Source organism: Sphingomonas sp. NPDC019816 (assembly GCF_050274375.1).
In the GTDB taxonomy this organism is placed as follows: domain Bacteria; phylum Pseudomonadota; class Alphaproteobacteria; order Sphingomonadales; family Sphingomonadaceae; genus Sphingomonas.
On record NZ_JBNNOB010000009.1, the window covers coordinates 32497 to 49232 of the forward strand.

General features: G+C 69.2%; 10 protein-coding genes and 1 pseudogene. 4 read left to right on the forward strand and 7 right to left on the reverse strand.

Annotated elements, in window-relative coordinates:
- Nucleotides 1–42: 42 nt before the first annotated feature.
- The 3 genes from ACQKJZ_RS02610 to ACQKJZ_RS02620 form a co-directional block, all read right to left on the reverse strand.
- Nucleotides 43–2613, reverse strand: a complete 2571-nt coding sequence (locus ACQKJZ_RS02610; protein ID WP_427729869.1) for a putative bifunctional diguanylate cyclase/phosphodiesterase — start codon at nt 2611–2613, stop codon at nt 43–45.
- Between the two features lie 135 nt (nt 2614–2748).
- The gene (locus ACQKJZ_RS02615; protein WP_427729870.1) at nt 2749–4182 is read right to left on the reverse strand and encodes a carboxylesterase/lipase family protein; all 1434 of its coding nucleotides are present in this window, start codon (nt 4180–4182) and stop codon (nt 2749–2751) included.
- Between the two features lie 115 nt (nt 4183–4297).
- Nucleotides 4298–6100, reverse strand: a complete 1803-nt coding sequence (locus ACQKJZ_RS02620; RefSeq protein ID WP_427729871.1) for a DUF885 domain-containing protein — start codon at nt 6098–6100, stop codon at nt 4298–4300.
- A 121-nt stretch (nt 6101–6221) separates the two neighbouring features.
- Here ACQKJZ_RS02620 and ACQKJZ_RS02625 point away from each other — a divergent pair, with 121 nt between their 5' ends.
- The 4 genes from ACQKJZ_RS02625 to ACQKJZ_RS02640 are packed head-to-tail and all read left to right on the forward strand — an operon-like array spanning nt 6222 to nt 12368.
- Entirely contained in the window at nt 6222–9797 is a 3576-nt protein-coding gene (locus tag ACQKJZ_RS02625; RefSeq protein WP_427729872.1) for a hydantoinase B/oxoprolinase family protein, read from the forward strand.
- A complete protein-coding gene (locus ACQKJZ_RS02630; RefSeq protein WP_427729873.1) occupies nt 9797–10477 on the forward strand; it encodes a DUF969 domain-containing protein in 681 nt (226 codons plus the stop codon). The genes ACQKJZ_RS02625 and ACQKJZ_RS02630 overlap by 1 nt, the downstream gene beginning before the upstream one ends.
- Nucleotides 10474–11379, forward strand: a complete 906-nt coding sequence (locus ACQKJZ_RS02635; protein WP_427729874.1) for a DUF979 domain-containing protein — start codon at nt 10474–10476, stop codon at nt 11377–11379. Before ACQKJZ_RS02630 ends, ACQKJZ_RS02635 begins: the two co-directional genes overlap by 4 nt.
- The gene (locus ACQKJZ_RS02640; RefSeq protein WP_427729875.1) at nt 11376–12368 is read left to right on the forward strand and encodes a DUF2891 domain-containing protein; all 993 of its coding nucleotides are present in this window, start codon (nt 11376–11378) and stop codon (nt 12366–12368) included. The genes ACQKJZ_RS02635 and ACQKJZ_RS02640 overlap by 4 nt, the downstream gene beginning before the upstream one ends.
- A 118-nt stretch (nt 12369–12486) precedes the next feature.
- Here the strand turns inward: ACQKJZ_RS02640 and ACQKJZ_RS02645 are convergent, their stop codons facing one another.
- The 4 genes and pseudogenes from ACQKJZ_RS02645 to ACQKJZ_RS02660 form a co-directional block, all read right to left on the reverse strand.
- Nucleotides 12487–12951 carry a MarR family transcriptional regulator gene (locus tag ACQKJZ_RS02645; RefSeq protein WP_427729876.1) on the reverse strand — a complete coding sequence of 155 codons (465 nt, stop codon included), beginning with the start codon at nt 12949–12951 and terminating at the stop codon, nt 12487–12489.
- A gap of 84 nt (nt 12952–13035) precedes the next feature.
- A complete protein-coding gene (locus tag ACQKJZ_RS02650) occupies nt 13036–14223 on the reverse strand; it encodes an HlyD family efflux transporter periplasmic adaptor subunit (protein WP_427729877.1) in 1188 nt (395 codons plus the stop codon).
- Nucleotides 14220–16382, reverse strand: a complete 2163-nt coding sequence (locus ACQKJZ_RS02655) for a type I secretion system permease/ATPase (protein WP_427729878.1) — start codon at nt 16380–16382, stop codon at nt 14220–14222. Before ACQKJZ_RS02655 ends, ACQKJZ_RS02650 begins: the two co-directional genes overlap by 4 nt.
- A pseudogene (locus ACQKJZ_RS02660) lies at nt 16379–16736 on the reverse strand (TolC family protein); the annotation flags it as partial. The pseudogene ACQKJZ_RS02660 and the gene ACQKJZ_RS02655, both read right to left, overlap by 4 nt.

Below are 16736 nucleotides of genomic sequence, written 5' to 3' on the forward strand. Positions count from 1 at the left end.
ACTTGCCGCGAGGTTTGTCGTAAACGACGCGGTTCCAACAGTTTATAGCGCGATAGCTGGTTCGGCCGGGGGCAGGGCATGGCCCGCGACGTCCTGTTGCGCGCGCGCGCCGGGGGACTGGGGGGGAGCAAGGGCCCAGGCGGGTGTCCCGGCGATGGCGACGCGGGGCTCGGGGCGTCCGTACAGATAGCCTTGGCCCAGGTGACAGCCCAGTTCGCGCAGCTGCATCGCCTGCGCCTCGGTCTCGATCCCCTCGGCCACGACCACCTTGCCCAGTCCGACGCCCAGACCGACGATCGCATGGACGATGGCGAGCGTGCCGCCCTCCGCCTGATCGATTCCAGCGACGAACGAGAGGTCGATCTTGATGCGGTCCACCGGCAGGCGGCGCAGATGCACCAGCGAGGCGTATCCGGTGCCGAAATCGTCCAGCGCGATGCCCACGCCGGCATCGTGCAGGATGCGCAGGTTCGTGAGGATGGTGTCCGCCGCGCGGTCGAGCATCACCCCCTCCGTCACCTCGACGCACAGCCGGGTGGGGGGGATGCCGTGATATGCCAGCCGGTCGAGTACGGCCCGCGCCGAACGCGGCCCCGCCAGCTGCGCGGAGGTGAAGTTGACGCTGAGCACGCCGATCTGCTCCCCCCAATCGCGCAGCAGGCTGAGGGCGAGTTCCAGAACATGCTCCTGGATGCGCAGCCCGATCCGCTCCGCCACCAGCACATCGGCGAAGCGATCGGGCGTCAGCAGGCCGTGATCGGGGTGATTCCAGCGCAGCAGCGCCTCGTGCCCGCACACCGCCCCCGATTCCAGCGCGACCATGGGTTGCAGGTACAGCGCGAACTCGCCGTCGCGGATCGCATCCTCGGCATCGTCGGTGAAGGCGATCTGAAGGTCGCGCAGGCTGCGCTGGAGCGGGTCATAGCGGACATAGCGACCACGCCCGAACCGCTTGGCGGTGTAGAGCGCCAGATCGGCATTCTGATACAGCATGTCGAGCGCCCGCGCATCGTCCGGGTAGCGCGCCGATCCGAAACTGAGCGAGAGGGTACGGTTGCGCTCGCCGGGTTGCCAGACCGCGCCTTGCAGCGTGGCCAGCGTATCGGCCAACGCCGCTTCGGCCGCGGTCGTGCCCCGGCACAGCACCGCGAATTCGTCGCCGCCGATGCGTGCGACATGCGCGTCCGGGCATCGCTCGGTCGCGTCGGCCAGCGCCGACCCGACATGGCGCAGCAGCGCATCGCCGCTGGCATGGCCCAGACGGTCGTTGACGTCCTTCAGATAATCGACGTCGATCAGGAACAGCGAGAAGGTCGTATTGCGATCCATCCAGTCCTGCGCCTGTTCCTGGAAGGCGGTGCGATTGCCCAGCCCGGTCAGGAAGTCGGTATGCGCGGCCAGTCGCAACGCGTTGGTCTCGGCCAGATCGATCTCCCGGCGCTGTCGGGCGTCTTCAAGCTGTTGGCGGATCAGGCGGAAGCGGTCGGCGATCGCCAGCGACAGGACCAGCGCCTCGAAGGCCAGTGCGGCGAACGTCGCCATGTCGATCGCATCACTCTGCGGCGCGAGGCCGAGATTGCGCGCCAGTCGGGCCAGGAACAGGGCGATCACCGGCCCCCAGCCGAGCATATAGAACCAGATCACCCGGCTGCCCCGTCGGACCGCGATGACGCACGATATCGCCACGACGGCGACCATCGCCGCGATCACATAGTTGAGCAGCCGGTCGGTCAGGACGGGGGGCAGCCATGTGTCGGCGGCGGCGGCGATTCCCGTCACGACCCCGGCCGCCGCCAGCAGTCGTCCGAACCACGCCAGGCCGGGCGGCAGGATGCCGTCCTCGATCACCTCGAAGAAGAACATGTTGCAGGCCGCGACCATCAGCCCGACCAGCGCGAAGTCCAGCCGCACCGCCACCGGCCCGACCAGATCGGGGATCAGCAACGCCGCGACATTGGACCAGGTCAACCCATAGACCAGCGCCACCCCGACCCACAGCATATACCAGCGCTGAAAGGCGTATCGCTGCCCGGTGTGGATGACGAGATTGTAGAGCAGCGCCGACAGCAAGGTGCCGGCGAACACGCCCATCAGCACCAGCCAGGCGATGTCGGTGCCCGTCATGACCGCGCCCGGCTGGGCCACCACCTTGCGCATCAGCGACAGGTCGTCGATCCGGCGATAGCCCAGATACAGCCCCCGGATATCGCGTCCCGGCTGCGCGATATTGAACTTCAGCAGGCCGCCGGGTCCCCAATGGCCGCGCAGCTCATGGGCGGTGCGGTCCAGCCGCGTCGTGCCCGCCCGGCCGACGACGACCACCGAAATCCGCTCGAACCGCGTCTGATCGACCAACAGGTCCCAATGCGCGGGCAGCGTGGCGAGGCGCGTGGCATCCAGCTTCAACCATGTCCACTCGCGGCCACGGCTCGGCGCATCCGCACCGCAATCATAACGCGCCGCAGTGACATCCGCCGGGGTCGCGGGGTCGGGCAGCGTCGCGACGCAGGCCGACCGCCGCAAATCGATGGTCGCCGCCGATGCCGCCGCCGGGACCAGTCCGACGAATAGCATGAGCATGGCGAGCATCAGCACTCTGATGTTCGATGCCACTCTCGCGGCTCCCATTTGCCGACTTGCTCCCTGCCGCCGCGCCAATGCCGGCATATCGATGGAAGGGCAGCCAAGCGACATTGCCTATCGACTGACGGCGTCGGCGGCAATCGCGTCCTTGCGGAGGGGTGTCCCTTATCGCGACGGTATCGGTCCGCGCGTCCCGGCGTCGATCTCCGCGCCCCAGGGATCGGGTCGGGCCACGGCCTTGCCGCCAGCGGTGAAGTCCATCAGTCGGTCACCGGCGCGGGTATAGCCCGGCCACGCGGGCAGTCCGGGGCCGTTGGGGTCGCCGGTCCTGGCGAAGCGGACGACGTAACGGCTCATGACTTGCCCCATCGCGCGGTCGCGCTCGGTGGTCTTGTCGCCATATTTGATCGCGACGGTATCGAAGAAGAAGGGGATGTCGGTCGCATGCTGCGCACCCGGCTGGCCGACCGAATCCGCGACATAGGAAAAGCGATACTGCCATACCGGCACGCGCTTGTCCGCCAGCAGGCCCGCGACCTGCCGTGCGCCGGCGATCATGAAGCCGGTCTTGCCGCCCATGTCGGCGCTGGTCGCCCCGACCACCACGGGCACATGCGCGAACCGACCCTGGGCATAGGCGGCGCCCATGTCGACCACCACCTTGCCATCGGCGAAGGGACCGGTGTTGGTGGGCGCGCCCGGCTGCGGCCGGAACAGCGCCATCATGCTGAGACCGTCGGTCACCTCCTCGGCACTCAGCGCGCGCAGGCGTTCCAGCGCGTCGGGGCCGTCGGGGTCGATATTCTTCGATCGCGCGAAATTGGCGCCGATGCGCTCGACATCGGCCAGCGTCCTGTCGTCCGTGCGGCCATTGCCGCCCGACATGATGAACGCCTTGTGGAACAGCCCCTTGGCGAGTGGCGAGGTGTTGAGCATGTGCACCGACATGCCGCCTGCGCTCTCGCCGATGATCGTGACATTGGCCGGATCGCCGCCAAAGGCCGCCGCGTTGCGCTGGACCCATTGCAGCGCCGCGATCTGGTCCATGATCCCGTAATTGCCCAGCCGCCCGCCATCGGCATTCGCCTTGGTCAGCTGCGGCAGCGCGAAGGTGCCGAACCGGCCGACGCGGTAGTTGAAGCTGACGAAGACGACCCCCTGCCTGGCGAGGTTGGCCCCGGAATAGGTCGGCGGCGACGCCCCGCCATTCACGAAGCCGCCGCCATAGATCCACACCACGACCGGCAGCTTGCCCTTGGCCGCCACCGGCTTCCAGACATTGGCGTAGAGGCAATCCTCGGCGGGCTTGGTGCCCAGCGGCGCGGCGTCGCTGGGAAAGGGCACCTGCATACAGTCGGGGGCATAGGCGGTCGCGTCACGCACGCCGGCCCAGGCCGCCACGGGCTGCGGCGCACGCCAGCGCAGCGCGCCGACCGGCGGCGCGGCGAAGGGGATGCCCTTCCAGCTGGCCACGCCGTCCTCGACGCCGCCGCGCACCGCGCCCCGATCGGTCTGGGCGATCGGCGCGGGCCCTTGCGCGATGGCGGACGCGCCCAAGGGCAGGATCGCGGCCATCGCCACGGTCAGCATCACTCGCATCGCATCGTCTCCCCCTCGTGCCGTCCCAGCCCGGAAACGGCATGTTTTCATGGCTTTGGGCCATGGATAGGCCGGAATGCCCTGTCAGGGGAAGGGGGGCGGCGTTTCCGAGCCGCTATGCCCCCGCGATATAGCGCGAGACATTGCCCGCCAGCACGTCGAGCGGCACATTGCCGCCATCGACCACCGCCTGATCGAAATCGCGCAGGTCGTAGCGCGCACCCAGCGCCGCCTTGGCGTGGGCCCGCTGCGCGACGATCTCGGCGCGGCCGACCTCATAGCCGCAGGCCTGGCCCGGCCAGGCGCAATAGCGATCGACCTCGCTCTCGGCATTGCTGCGCGGCAGGCCGGTGGCGGCGATGAATTCGGCCAGCGCCTTGTCGCGTGACCAGCCCATCGCATGGATGCCGGTGTCGACGATCAGCCGCACCGCCCGCCAGGCCAGCCCCATCAGATAGCCCAGCCGCCCGGCCGGATCGCCCTGATACATGCCCAGTTCGTCGGCCAGCTGCTCGGCATAAAGCGCCCAGCCCTCCGAATAGGCGTTGAACGCCAGGATCGAGCGGATCAGCGGCAGCGCCTGTGCATATTCGCCCTGCCAGACATGCCCGGGTATCCCCTCGTGATAGACGAGGTCGGGGATGGTCACGCGGTTGTGGATCGACGGATCGCCCAGATTGACCCACACCTTGCCCGGCACGCTGCCGTCGATCGTGCCCGGCCCGCCATAGGCGGCGGGCGCGCCCGGCTCCTGCGCCAGCGGCATACGCCGGATTTCGAGGTTGCCGCGCGCCAGCCGGCGAAAGGCCTGCGGCAATTTGGGCCGGATCGCGTCGATGCGCCCCTGCATATAGGCGACGATCTGGCGCCGCCCTTCGTCGCCACCCGGAAAGCCGATGCCGGGGCGCTTCTGAAAGGCGATGGTCCGCTCGGCGACGCTGCCCTGCGTCAGCCCGGCACCGCGCAGGATCACGTCCATCTGCGCCTGAAGATCGGTCAGCCGGGCGCGGCCCATGGCGTGCAAGTCGGCGGCGCTGCGCCGGGTCGTCGTGCCGGCGCGCAGGCCCCAGGCATACCATTCGGGACCATGCGGACGGGTGAGGAGACCCGCCGCATCGGTCGCTACCGCCCGCTCGGCGCGCAATTCGGCCAGCTGCCGCTCCAGCGCAGGCACAATCGCGGTACGGGCGATCCGCATCGCTTGGGCCGTCCAGTCGCCGGGGACGCTCGCCCCCTTGCGCGCCAGCGGGCCGACCAGCGGGCCGTCGGTGTTCGCCGCCTCGGCGATGGTGCGGGTCATGCCTGCGATCGTCTTGTCGAGCAGGAAGGCGGGCGGCACGACGCCCATGCCACGCGCCTGCGCGATGCGCGTGGTTTCGCCATCCAGTTGCGCGGGCATCGCGGCGAGGCGGGCGAGATAGGCCTCGGCATCCGGCCTGTCGCGCACCGGCTGATCGCCATCGAGCATCTGCGGCACGTCGAGCCACGCGCCGACATTCTGAACGACCGCATAGGGCGTGTTGCGCCAATCACCGATCGTCGCCACGCCGTAGGGCAGCGCCATGCCGTCCAGCGCGGTGCGGAACGCGCTTTCGACGACCGCGATGCTCGTTGCGGTCGAGGGATCGACCCCGGCGCGCGGCACCCGCGCCAGCTCCGCCAGCGCCCTGGTCAGCACGCCTTGCCGCGTCGCGATCCCGGCGGGGGAGCGATCCTCCAACCGTCGCCGCAAATCGGCATGCACCCCGGTATCGACGCCCAACGTCGTCGCCCGCTCGGGCATGAGATCGAGCAGTTGCCACGCGATGCGGTCGAGCGCCGGGGGCGCGGCATTTTGGGCGGCGGCGGGGACGGCGGTCGAGGCGGTGACGGCGGCGAACCCGGCCAGGGTTTCGCGACGAGAGAAAAAGCGATCCATCTCCGAATGATGGCCGGCCCTCTGGCGAAGGTCAAACAAAGCGCCAACAACCCCGGCGGCAAAAATCGAATAAAAAATATCCCCTAGCGACCGGCCGGAATCGATGACATGCCTTGCACCCATGAAAGACTGGCAGTTCTGGATCGATCGCGGGGGTACTTTTACGGATGTGGTGGCACGGCGGCCCGACGGCACGCTCGTCACTGCCAAGCTGCTCTCCGAAGACCCCGAGCGTCGGTACGACGCGGCCGAGGCGGCGATCCGCCAGTTGACCGGAGCCGGCGACGGCCCGCTGCAACCGTGCACCATCCGCATCGGCACGACCATCGCCACCAATGCGCTGCTGGAGCGCGAAGGCGCGCCGGTGCTGCTGGCCATCACGCGCGGCTTTGGCGATGCGCTGACCATCGGCTATCAGGATCGCCCCGACATTTTCGCGCGCGACATCCGCCGCGCCGCGCCGCTGTTCGCCGATGTGGTGGAGATTGACGAGCGCGTCGCCGAGGACGGTACGGTGCTGACCCCGCTGGACGAAGCGGGCGCGGCGGAGGCGTTTGCCAGGGCCTATGCGGCGGGACTCCGCTCGGTCGCAATCGTGCTGGTCCATGGCTGGCGGCATCAGGCGCATGAGGCGAAACTGGCCGATCTCGCGCGGGCGGCGGGCTTCACCCAGATTTCGGTCAGCCACCGCACCGCGCCGCTGATCCGGCTGGTCGCGCGTGGCGATACGGCATTGGTCGACGCCTATCTGTCGCCCGTGCTGCGCCGTTACGTTCAGGGGTTGGAGGCGTCGCTGGGCGAGGCGGCCGCCGGTGGCTTGCTGTTCATGCAGTCAAGCGGCGGGCTGGTCGCGGCCGACCGGTTCGGTGGCAAGGACGCACTGCTGTCCGGGCCGGCGGGCGGGATCGTCGGCATGGCGCGCACCGCGCGCGGAGCCGGGTTCGACCGGGTGATCGGCTTCGATATGGGCGGCACCTCGACCGACGTGTCGCTCTATGCGGGCAGTTATGACCGGCGATCGGATGCGGTGCTGGCGGGCGTGCGCGTCGCGGTGCCGATGATGCGGATCGATACGGTCGCGGCGGGCGGCGGGTCGATCTGTCATTTCGATGGCGGGCGGCTGCTCGTCGGTCCGGCCTCGGCCGGGGCCGATCCGGGGCCGGCCTGCTATCGGCGCGGCGGGCCGTTGACCGTCACCGACTGCAACATGGTGCTGGGCAAGCTGCAGCCCGATTATTTCCCCGCGCTGTTCGGGCCGAACCGCGATCTGCCGCCCGATCGGCAGGCGGCCGAGGCGGCGCTGGACGCGCTGCTCGATCAGGTGGCGGCGGCGACCGGCGAACGGCTCGACCGGTTCGCGGCGGCCGAGGGGATGGTCGCGATCGCGGTCGCCAACATGGCACGCGCGATCCGCGCCGTCTCGGTGGCGCGGGGCGAGGACCCGGCCTCTTATGCGCTTGCCTGTTTCGGCGGCGCGGGCGGGCAGCATGCCTGCCTGGTCGCCGATGCGCTGGGCATGGAGCAGGTGCTGATCCACCCGCTGGCCGGCGTCTTGTCGGCGGTCGGCATCGGGCTGGCGGTGCGCAGCGTGGTGCGTGAGGCGACCGTGGCGCTGCCGCTGGCCGATGGCGGGCTGAACGCGGCGCTGGCCGACTTGCGCGCTGCCGCGACCTCCGCCCTGGCCGCCCAAGGCGTGGCCGGCGATGCGATCCGTACCGAGACGCTGGCGCAGCTTCGCTATGCGCGCAACGACCAGACGATCGCGGTTACCTGGGGATCGCCGGACGCGATGGCCGAGGCGTTCGCGACGGCGCATCGCCAGCGTTTCGGCTTTGTCGGCGACGACGCGCTGGTCGTCGAGCAGTTGCGGGTCGAGGCGAGCGCCGAGCAGGATGGGCAGGATTTGCCCGCGCCGAATTTGCCCACGCAGTCCGCCGCGCCGGTGGCGCGCGTACCCATGTATCTGGCCGGTGCGATGCACGAGGTGCCGGTTCATCGCCGCGAAGGGCTGGCGGTGGACGGCGTCGTCAATGGCCCCGCACTGATCCTCGATCCGGTGTCGACCGTCGTGGTCGAACCCGGCTGGCGTGCGCGCGTGCTGGCCGACGGCACGCTGCTGCTCGAACGGACCGAGGCGCGCGCCGAACGGGCGGCGGACGATGCGGTCGATCCGGTACGGCTAGAGATTTTCGCCGGCCTGTTCATGGGCATCGCCGAGGAGATGGGCGCCGCGCTGCAACGCAGTGCCGCCTCGGTCAACATCCGCGAGCGGCTGGATTTCTCGTGCGCGCTGTTCGACGCCGAGGGCGGGCTGGTCGCCAACGCGCCGCATATCCCGGTGCATCTGGGATCGATGGGGGAGAGCATCCGCACCGTCATCGCCAACCGCGCGGGCACGATGCGCGCGGGGCAGGTCTATGCGCTGAACGATCCCTATCGTGGCGGCACCCATCTGCCCGACATCACCGTCATCATGCCGGTCTTCGCCGGCGGCGGGACGCCCGCCTATTTCGTCGCGGCGCGCGGCCATCATGCCGATGTCGGCGGCACCACGCCCGGCTCGATGCCGCCCGACAGCCGGACGCTGGCGGACGAGGGCGTGGTGTTCGACGATATGCTGATCGTCGAGGGCGGGGTGCTGCGCGAAGCACCGATCCGCGAGCTGCTCGCCGGCGGTCCCCATCCGGCGCGCAATATCGACCAGAATATCGCCGATCTCGCCGCGCAGGTCGCCGCCTGCGCACGCGGCGCGGAGGGGCTTCGCCAACTGGCGAAACAGCAGGGGCAAGGCGTCGTCACCCGCTACATGGCGCATGTCCAGGCGCATGCCGAGGCGATGGCGCGGCGGATGATCGCGACGCTGTCCGACGGGCATTTCCGCTATAAGCTGGACGACGGTGCGGCGGTCGAGGTGGCGGTGCGGGTGAACCGGGCCGAGGGGAGCGCGGTGATCGACTTCACCGGGACGAGCGAACAGCGGCCGAGCAACTTCAACGCGCCGCTGGCGGTGACGTGCGCCGCCGTCCTCTATGTCCTGCGCCTGCTGGTCGACGAGGCGGTGCCGCTGAACGAGGGCTTCCTGCGTCCCGTCCGGATCATCGTGCCCGAAGGATCGATGCTCCATCCGCGTTCCCCCGCCGCCGTGGTCGCGGGCAATGTCGAGGTCAGCCAGGTCGTCACCGACGCGCTGCTCGGCGCGCTGGGGGCGATGGCGGCCAGCCAGGGGACGATGAACAACCTGACCTTCGGCGACGACAGCTATCAATATTATGAGACGATCGCCGGCGGTGCGGGCGCGGGGCCGGGGCATGACGGCGCCGACGCGATCCAGACGCACATGACCAACAGCCGGCTGACCGATCCCGAGATACTCGAGACGCGCTATCCGGTGCTGCTCGAACAATTCGCCATCCGGCGCGGATCGGGCGGGGCGGGGGTGCAGCGCGGCGGTGACGGGACGCTGCGCCGCCTGCGTTTCCTGCGGCCCTTGCGCGCCGGTATCCTCAGCAACCGGCGGATCGTTCCGCCCTTCGGATTGGCCGGGGGCGCGGACGGACAGGTCGGCGTCAACCGCGTCGAGCGCGCCGATGGCACCATCGAACCGCTCGCCTCCACCGCGCGGATCGACATGGGCGTAGGCGATGTACTGGTGATCGAGACGCCGGGCGGCGGCGGCTATGGCGAGGGCAGCCGCTGATGTGGGTGCTGGCGGGGATCGTCGTCATCGCCGGCGGCTTCCTGCTGCGCGCGCATCCGCTGCTGGTCATCATCGTGTCGGCGGCGGTCACGGGGCTTGCGGCGGGGCTCGATCCGGTGCGGGTGCTGGCGACCTTCGGCCATGCCTTTAACGAGACGCGCTATGTCACCGCCGTCTACATGATCCTGCCGGTGATCGCGCTGCTGGAGCGGCGGGGGTTGCAGGAACGCGCGCGGGCGCTGGTCGCGGGCCTTCGCGGCGCGACGACCGGGCGGCTGCTGATCGGCTATTTAGTCTTTCGTCAGGTGATGGCGGCGCTGGGCCTGACCTCGGTCGCGGGACCGGCGCAGACGGTGCGCCCGCTGGTCGCGCCGATGGCCGAGGCCGCCGCCGAGCGCCAGGGCGACGGCAGCGCCGAGACCGCCGAAAAGGTCAAGGCGATGGCGGCGGCGACGGACACGGTGGGTCTGTTCTTCGGTGAGGACATCTTCATCGCGATCGGATCGATCCTGCTGATGAAGGGCGTGCTCGACGGCTATGGCATCCATCTGGAGCCGTTCCAGCTGTCAATCTGGGCGATCCCGACCGCGATCGCGGCGTTCGTCATCCATGGTGCGCGCTTGATGCTGCTCGACCGGCGTCTCGCGCGGCGCGCCGGGGAACGGGGAGCGGCGCGGTGATCGGGCTGAACCTGGTCTACGGCGTCGTCGGCATCCTGTTCGCGATCTTCGCCGGGCTCGGCCTGCGCGACCGGCGCTGGGCCAATGGCGCATTTCATGGGTTGATCGCGCTGTCCTTCCTCGCTGGCGACTGGCTGGGCGATGTCGGCAACGGCATGCTCGTCCTGGCGCTGGTGGCGATCGCCGCGTCGGGGCGGATGCGCCGTGCCGAGCCGGTGGAGCCGGCAAAGGATCGCCACGGCGCGAAGGTCTTCGTGCCCGCGTTGATCGTGCCGGCGGTCGCCTTGCTCGGCACGCTGGCGTTCAAGCAGGTGCCCGCGCTGGTCGACCCCAAACAGGCGACGCTGGTCGCGCTGACCTTCGGGACGATCATCGCGCTGATCCTGTGCCGCACGCTGCTCCAGGCGAAGCCGGCCGAGCCGTTCGTCGCCGGGCGTGGCCTCATCGACGATATCGGCTGGGTGGCGGTGATGCCGCAGCTGCTCGCCAGCCTGGGCGCGGTCTTCGCGCTGGCCGGGGTGGGGCAGGTGGTCGGCATGCTGATCGGCACGATCATCCCGGCGGGCAGCGTGATCGGCGCGGTGCTGGCCTATGCGCTGGGCATGGCGCTGTTCACCATCGTCATGGGCAATGCCTTCGCCGCCTTTCCCGTGATGGCGGCGGCGGTCGGCGTGCCGCTCCTGATCCAGCGCGCGGGCGGCGATCCCGCGATCGTCGCGGCGGTGGGGATGCTGGCGGGGTTCTGCGGGACGCTGCTGACCCCGATGGCCGCGAACTTCAACCTGCTGCCCGCCGCGCTGCTGGGGTTGAAGGACAAATATGGCGTCATCCGCGCGCAGGCGCCGACCGCGCTCCTGCTGCTCGTCTTCAATATCCTCCTGCTCTACGGAATGATCGCGTGACCCGATTGGACCAAGCCACCGCGCAGATGTTCGCCACCATGACGCTGGGGCATGTCGGGCGCGAATATCCCAATCATCTCAGCCACGCGCTGGACGGGCCGGAGGATGCGCGGACGCCGTCCGAACTCCATCCCGTCTTCTATGGCAGCTTCGACTGGCATAGCTGCGTCCATGGCTGGTGGCAGCTTCTCCGCCTGATCCGCCTCTATCCTGACATGCCCGTCGTCGCCGAGGTGCGCGCGCGAGCCGATGCGATGCTGGTGCCGGACAAGATCGCCGCCGAGATCGCCTATTTCGAACGCCCCAGCGCCGGCGGGTTCGAGCGGCCTTATGGCTGGGCCTGGCTGCTCGCGCTGCATGACGAGGCGAGCCGGCACGACGCGGGCTGGGCCGAGGCGCTGGAGCCGCTGGCGCGGTTCCTGGCGGCGCGGTTCCGCGGCTTCCTGCCGCGCCTGACCTATCCGCTGCGGGTGGGAACGCATTTCAATACGGGCTTCGCACTGACGCTGGCATGGGACTGGGCCGAGGGGCGTGATGACGAACTGCGTTCGCTGATCGCCGATGTCGTGCCCGGCTGGTTTGCGAAGGACCGCGATTGCCAGGCGTGGGAGCCGGGTGGCGACGAGTTCCTGTCGCCCGCGCTGACCGAAGCGCTGGTGATGAGCCGTGTGCTTGACGACGCGGCGTTTCGCGCGTGGTTCGACGGCTTCCTTCCGCGCGTCGGGCAGGGCGAGCCGGTCACGCTGTTCACCCCGGCGATCGTCTCCGACCGCAACGACGGCAAGATCACGCATCTCGACGGACTGAACCTCAGCCGTGCGTGGTGCTGGCGGACGATCGCGGCCAAGCTGGGGCCGGATCATCCCGTCGCGGCCCGCGCCGAGGCGGCGGCGGCGGATCATCTCGCCGCCAGCCTGCCGCATATCGGCGATAATTATATGGGCGAACATTGGCTCGCCACCTTCGCGCTGCTGGCGCTAGCGGTGTAGGGCCATTCAGTCCCTCCCCTTCAGGGGAGGGGGTGGGGTGGGGCTTCTCCACCGGGGCCTGCGCCTGCCGAACCGCCCCACCCCCGGCCCCTCCCCTTCAGGGGAGGGGAGTGTCTGCTCAATCCGGCTTGCCGGTCCGCTGTCCGCCGATCGGATCGTCACTCATCGTCAGATACAGGTGGCGCAGCATCGCGGTCATCGCGTCGGTGCCGCGCTGGGTCAGGCTGACGATCAGGCGACGGTGGTCGGTCGGGTCGGTGCGGCGGCGCAGCAGGTTGGATTCCTCCAGTCGGTCGATCCGCCGTAGCGCACTGGTCGAGCTTTCGCCCGACACCAGGATCAGTTCCTTGACGCAAAGTGGCTTTGCCTGCTGCTCGGCGATGAACAGCTCCAGCATCATGTCCCAGGCGGAATCGCGGAACACGTCGCGGGGAAAGAATTGCGCGACATTGGCGCGCATCGCCTGAGTCTGTCGCGCGAGGTCGAGCAGGGTGGGCTTGTTGTCCCGCACGACCGGCTGCTGGGTGCTGTAACTCCGGGTGGAGGCCGGGGCAAAATAGCGGATGGCGCTACTCTTGGGCATGGGCATGATCCTGTGCTGATGCCGGGGTAAACCCCGGGATGTGGCGTGGGATGGGAGCGGCGTGGGAGTGGGTGAAAAACATGATCATCGCTCGCGCATCGCTTCGCGCGCGCGGTTGAGCGGTTTCAGGAGATATTGCAGCACGGTCTTGCTGCCGGTGTGGATGTCGGCGGTGGCGATCATGCCGGGCACGATCGGGAAGCGCTTGCCCGCCTTGTTGACCAGCGAGTCCGACCGGGTGCGGATGAAGACGCGGTAGTAATAGACGTCCGGGTTCACCTCGTCGCGGATGGTGTCGGGCGAGATGCTGCTGACCTGCCCCTCCAGCCCGCCATAGATCGCATAGTCGTATGCGGTGATCTTGACGCTGGCGCGCTGGCCGGGGCGGATGAAGGCGATGTCGCGCGGCGACATCCGCGCCTCGACCAGCAGGCGTTCGTCGAGCGGCACGATCTCCATGATCTTGCCGTTGGGCGGGATGACGCCGCCGATCGTCGACACCTCGATATTCTTGACCACGCCGCGCACCGGCGAGCGCAGGGTCAGGCGGCTGAGCGTATCCGACCGGCCGCGCACCACGGGGGCCAGCGCCTCAACCTCCTCGCTGACCTTGGCCAGATCCTGCCGCGCCTCGACGATATATTGCGAGCGCAGGTCGGACTTCTTCAGGTCCAGCTCGGCGCGCTGGCGCTTCAGGCGCAGCACCTCGACATTGCTCGCCGCGCCCACCTGGATCAGCGACTCGCCGATGCCGACCTCGCGCCCGATCAGCGCCAGCGATTCGTCGATCAGCCCGATCGAGCTGGACAGGCTGTTGCGCCGGGCATTGTAGAGCCGCTGCTGCTCGGCCTTCAGACCGGGAAAGGCGGCGAGTTCGGGGGAGAAGGTGAGGGGCGTGCCGTTCACCTCGGCCTGTAACCGCGCCTGTGCGGCGAGTGCGGCGCGGTATTTGGCGGCGCTCTCCTCGACGGTCGATCCGGCCTGGGTCGGGTCGAGCTGGGCGAGGATCTGGCCCGGTTTCACGATGTCGTCCTGGCGGACCAGCATCTTGGCGAGGATGCCGCCCTCCAGCGATTGCAGCACCTGTTCGCGACTGGTCGGCACCACCTTGCCGCTGCCCGTCGCGACCTCGTCGAGCGTCGCGAACCAGGCCCAGCCGAGCGCGACGACGAACAGCGCGGTCAGCACCCAGGTCATCCGCTTGGCCGCCAGCAGCGGCGCGCCGCCCTCATCGGCGAAGGGCAGGTCGGCGGGGGCGGTCAGCGCGCTCATGCCGCTTGGCTCCGTCCGGTATCGCGCCCACCCCCGCGCAATGTCTCAAGCGCGGCAGCCTTGGATTTGTCGAGCAGGATCTGGCCGTTGTCGATCACGATGATCCGGTCGACCAGATCGAGGACGCGCATCCGGTGTGTGGCGACGACGATGGTGCGATCCCGGCTCCAATCGCGGAAACGGTCGATGAACAGTCGCTCGGAGGTTTCGTCCATCGCCGCCGTCGGTTCGTCGAGCAGCATGACCTGGGGCTGGCGGATCAGCAGCCGGGCGAGCAACAGCGCCTGTTGCTGGCCACCGGACAGGCCTAGCCCGCCCTCCAGCACGACATGCTCCAGCCCGTCGCGCAGGCGGCGGACGAAGTCGATCGCCCCGACCATGTCGAGCGCGCGGATGATCTCCTCATTGGAGGCCATCGGCGCGCCCATGGTCAGGTTCTCGCGCAAGGTGCCATGGAACAGCCGGCTGTTCTGGGTCAGCAGGGCGACGTCGCGGCGGACATCGGCGGGGTCGATCTGATGCAGCGTCAGGTCGTCGAGCAGCACCTCGCCCGCCAGCGGCTGGAGCATCCCCGACAGGCCCTGGAGCAGCGTCGACTTGCCCGCGCCGTTGCGGCCCAGCAGCGCGACCTTCTCGCCCGCCGCGATCTCCAGCTGGGGCACGGTCAGCGCGGGCGGGGCGTTGGGATCGGCATAACCGAATACCGCCGAGCGAAGCGCGAAGCGGCCGCTGACCGAGGGCAGGGGGATGCGATGCTCGGCATCGGGGTTGTCGACGGGCAGGCCCATGATCTGGTCCAGGCTGCCCGCCGCGACCTTGGCATGCTGATAGCGGCCGAGCAGGTGCGACACCTGGCCCATCGGCGCCATCATCCGGCTGGCCAGCATCGAAGTGGCGACCAGCGCGCCGGTCGTGATGTCGCCCGCGATCACCATCGGCGCGCCGACGAAGATGACGGTGGCATAGACCGCGTTCTGCACGCTCTGCGCCCAGGTCGACAGGCTGGCGGTCAGGCCGCGCAGCCGCAGCTGCGCCTCGCCCGCCACCGCGTTGCAATGGTTCCACTGGCGCTGGAAGCGTTCCTCGGCCTGCAGCGTCTTGATATCCTCGATCCCCTGCACCGCCTCGACCAGCAGGGCGTTGCGCAGCGAGGTCTCGCGCATCGACTCCGTGGCATGCGCGCGCAACCGGCGCTGGGCGAGCAGGCTGGGCAGCAGCAGGGCGACGAGCGCGACGACCGGCACCAGCGCCAGCGAGCCGCCGATGAAGGCCAGGATGACGAGGAACAGGATGAAGAAGGGCAGGTCGGCGATCGCCGCGACCGTGGTCGAGGTCAGCATGTCTCGCACCTGGTCCAGATCGCGGAGCTGCGCGATGAAGGTCCCCGTCGAGGTCGGCCGCGCCCGGTTGCGAACGCGCAGCGCATGGCCGAAGACCCGGTCCGACAGCCGCAGGTCGGCCCGCTTGCCGAGAATGTCGGTGATGCTGACCCGCAACCGCCGCAGCACGAAGTCGAACCCCGTCGCCAGGATCACGCCCAGGAACAGAATGTAGAGCGTCGGCATCGACTGGGCGGGAACCACCCGGTCATAGACCTGCATCGAGAACAGCACGCCCGCCAGCCCCAGGCAGTTGGTGACGACCGAGGCGATGGCGACATGGCCATAGCCCTTGGCATCCTGCAGCAGCAGGGTGCGCAGCCAATGCTGCTCGAAGGGGCGGATATAGCTGTCGACGCGGATGTCGGTCGCCGAGCGGGCCGGGCGGGGGACGACGAACAGCCGGGTCTGTTCGACCAGTGCGGATAGCGGGCGCTGCACCGGCGAGCCGCCTTCGCCCGCAACCGAGAAGATCGCCTCGCCATCGGCATCGATCGCGGTGATCAGCGCCAGTTCGCCATCGTTGAGGCAGGCGATGACGGGCAGCCGCCAGCTCGTCAGCCGGATCGCGCTGGGCGCGACGAAGCGGACCGACAGACCCGAAGCGCGGGCGAGCGCACGCACCCGCGCCTCCTCGTCGCCGCCGCCCTGCCACAGGCTGGTCAGGCGGGCGCGCTGCTCGGCGAAGGGCATGCGGAAATGACGCGCGACCTGGCCGAGCATGTCGATCCAGGCGAAGGGATCGGTCGGTGGTGCGGCGGACAGGGTGGCGGGGCTCACAGCGTCACCCCGCGAATGGTCGTGCCGGTCAGCTTGAAATCGTCGCGCGCGCGCCCCGAATAATAGAGGCAGTCGATCTCCAGCCGGCGCAGGTCGTGCGTCGTGTTGACGCCGTCGAAGCGCGCCTGCTGCAACTCCTGCTCGGCGTTGAGCAGGTCGACCAGCGTGCGCGTGCCCATGTCGAGATATTGCAGACGGTAGAGTTTGCCCGTCTCGATCATATTCTCCTGCCGTTCGGACAGGGTGCCGAGCAGCTCGGTCAGCCCGGCGATCTGCTGCTGCGCCTCGGCCAAGCGCTGGCCGATCTCGACGCGCGCCTGCCGCTCGGCGGCTTCGGCGGCGCGCAGGGCGTAG

Bases quoted from the DNA above. Each gene is read 5' to 3' on its own strand.
- ACQKJZ_RS02620 (WP_427729871.1), bottom strand. From the start codon at position 6,100: ATGGATCGCTTTTTCTCTCGTCGCGAAACCCTGGCCGGGTTCGCCGCC.
- ACQKJZ_RS02625 (WP_427729872.1), top strand. From the start codon at position 6,222: ATGAAAGACTGGCAGTTCTGGATCGATCGCGGGGGTACTTTTACGGAT.
- ACQKJZ_RS02615 (WP_427729870.1), bottom strand. From the start codon at position 4,182: ATGCGAGTGATGCTGACCGTGGCGATGGCCGCGATCCTGCCCTTGGGC.
- ACQKJZ_RS02630 (WP_427729873.1), top strand. From the start codon at position 9,797: ATGTGGGTGCTGGCGGGGATCGTCGTCATCGCCGGCGGCTTCCTGCTG.
- ACQKJZ_RS02650 (WP_427729877.1), bottom strand. From the start codon at position 14,223: ATGAGCGCGCTGACCGCCCCCGCCGACCTGCCCTTCGCCGATGAGGGC.
- ACQKJZ_RS02645 (WP_427729876.1), bottom strand. From the start codon at position 12,951: ATGCCCAAGAGTAGCGCCATCCGCTATTTTGCCCCGGCCTCCACCCGG.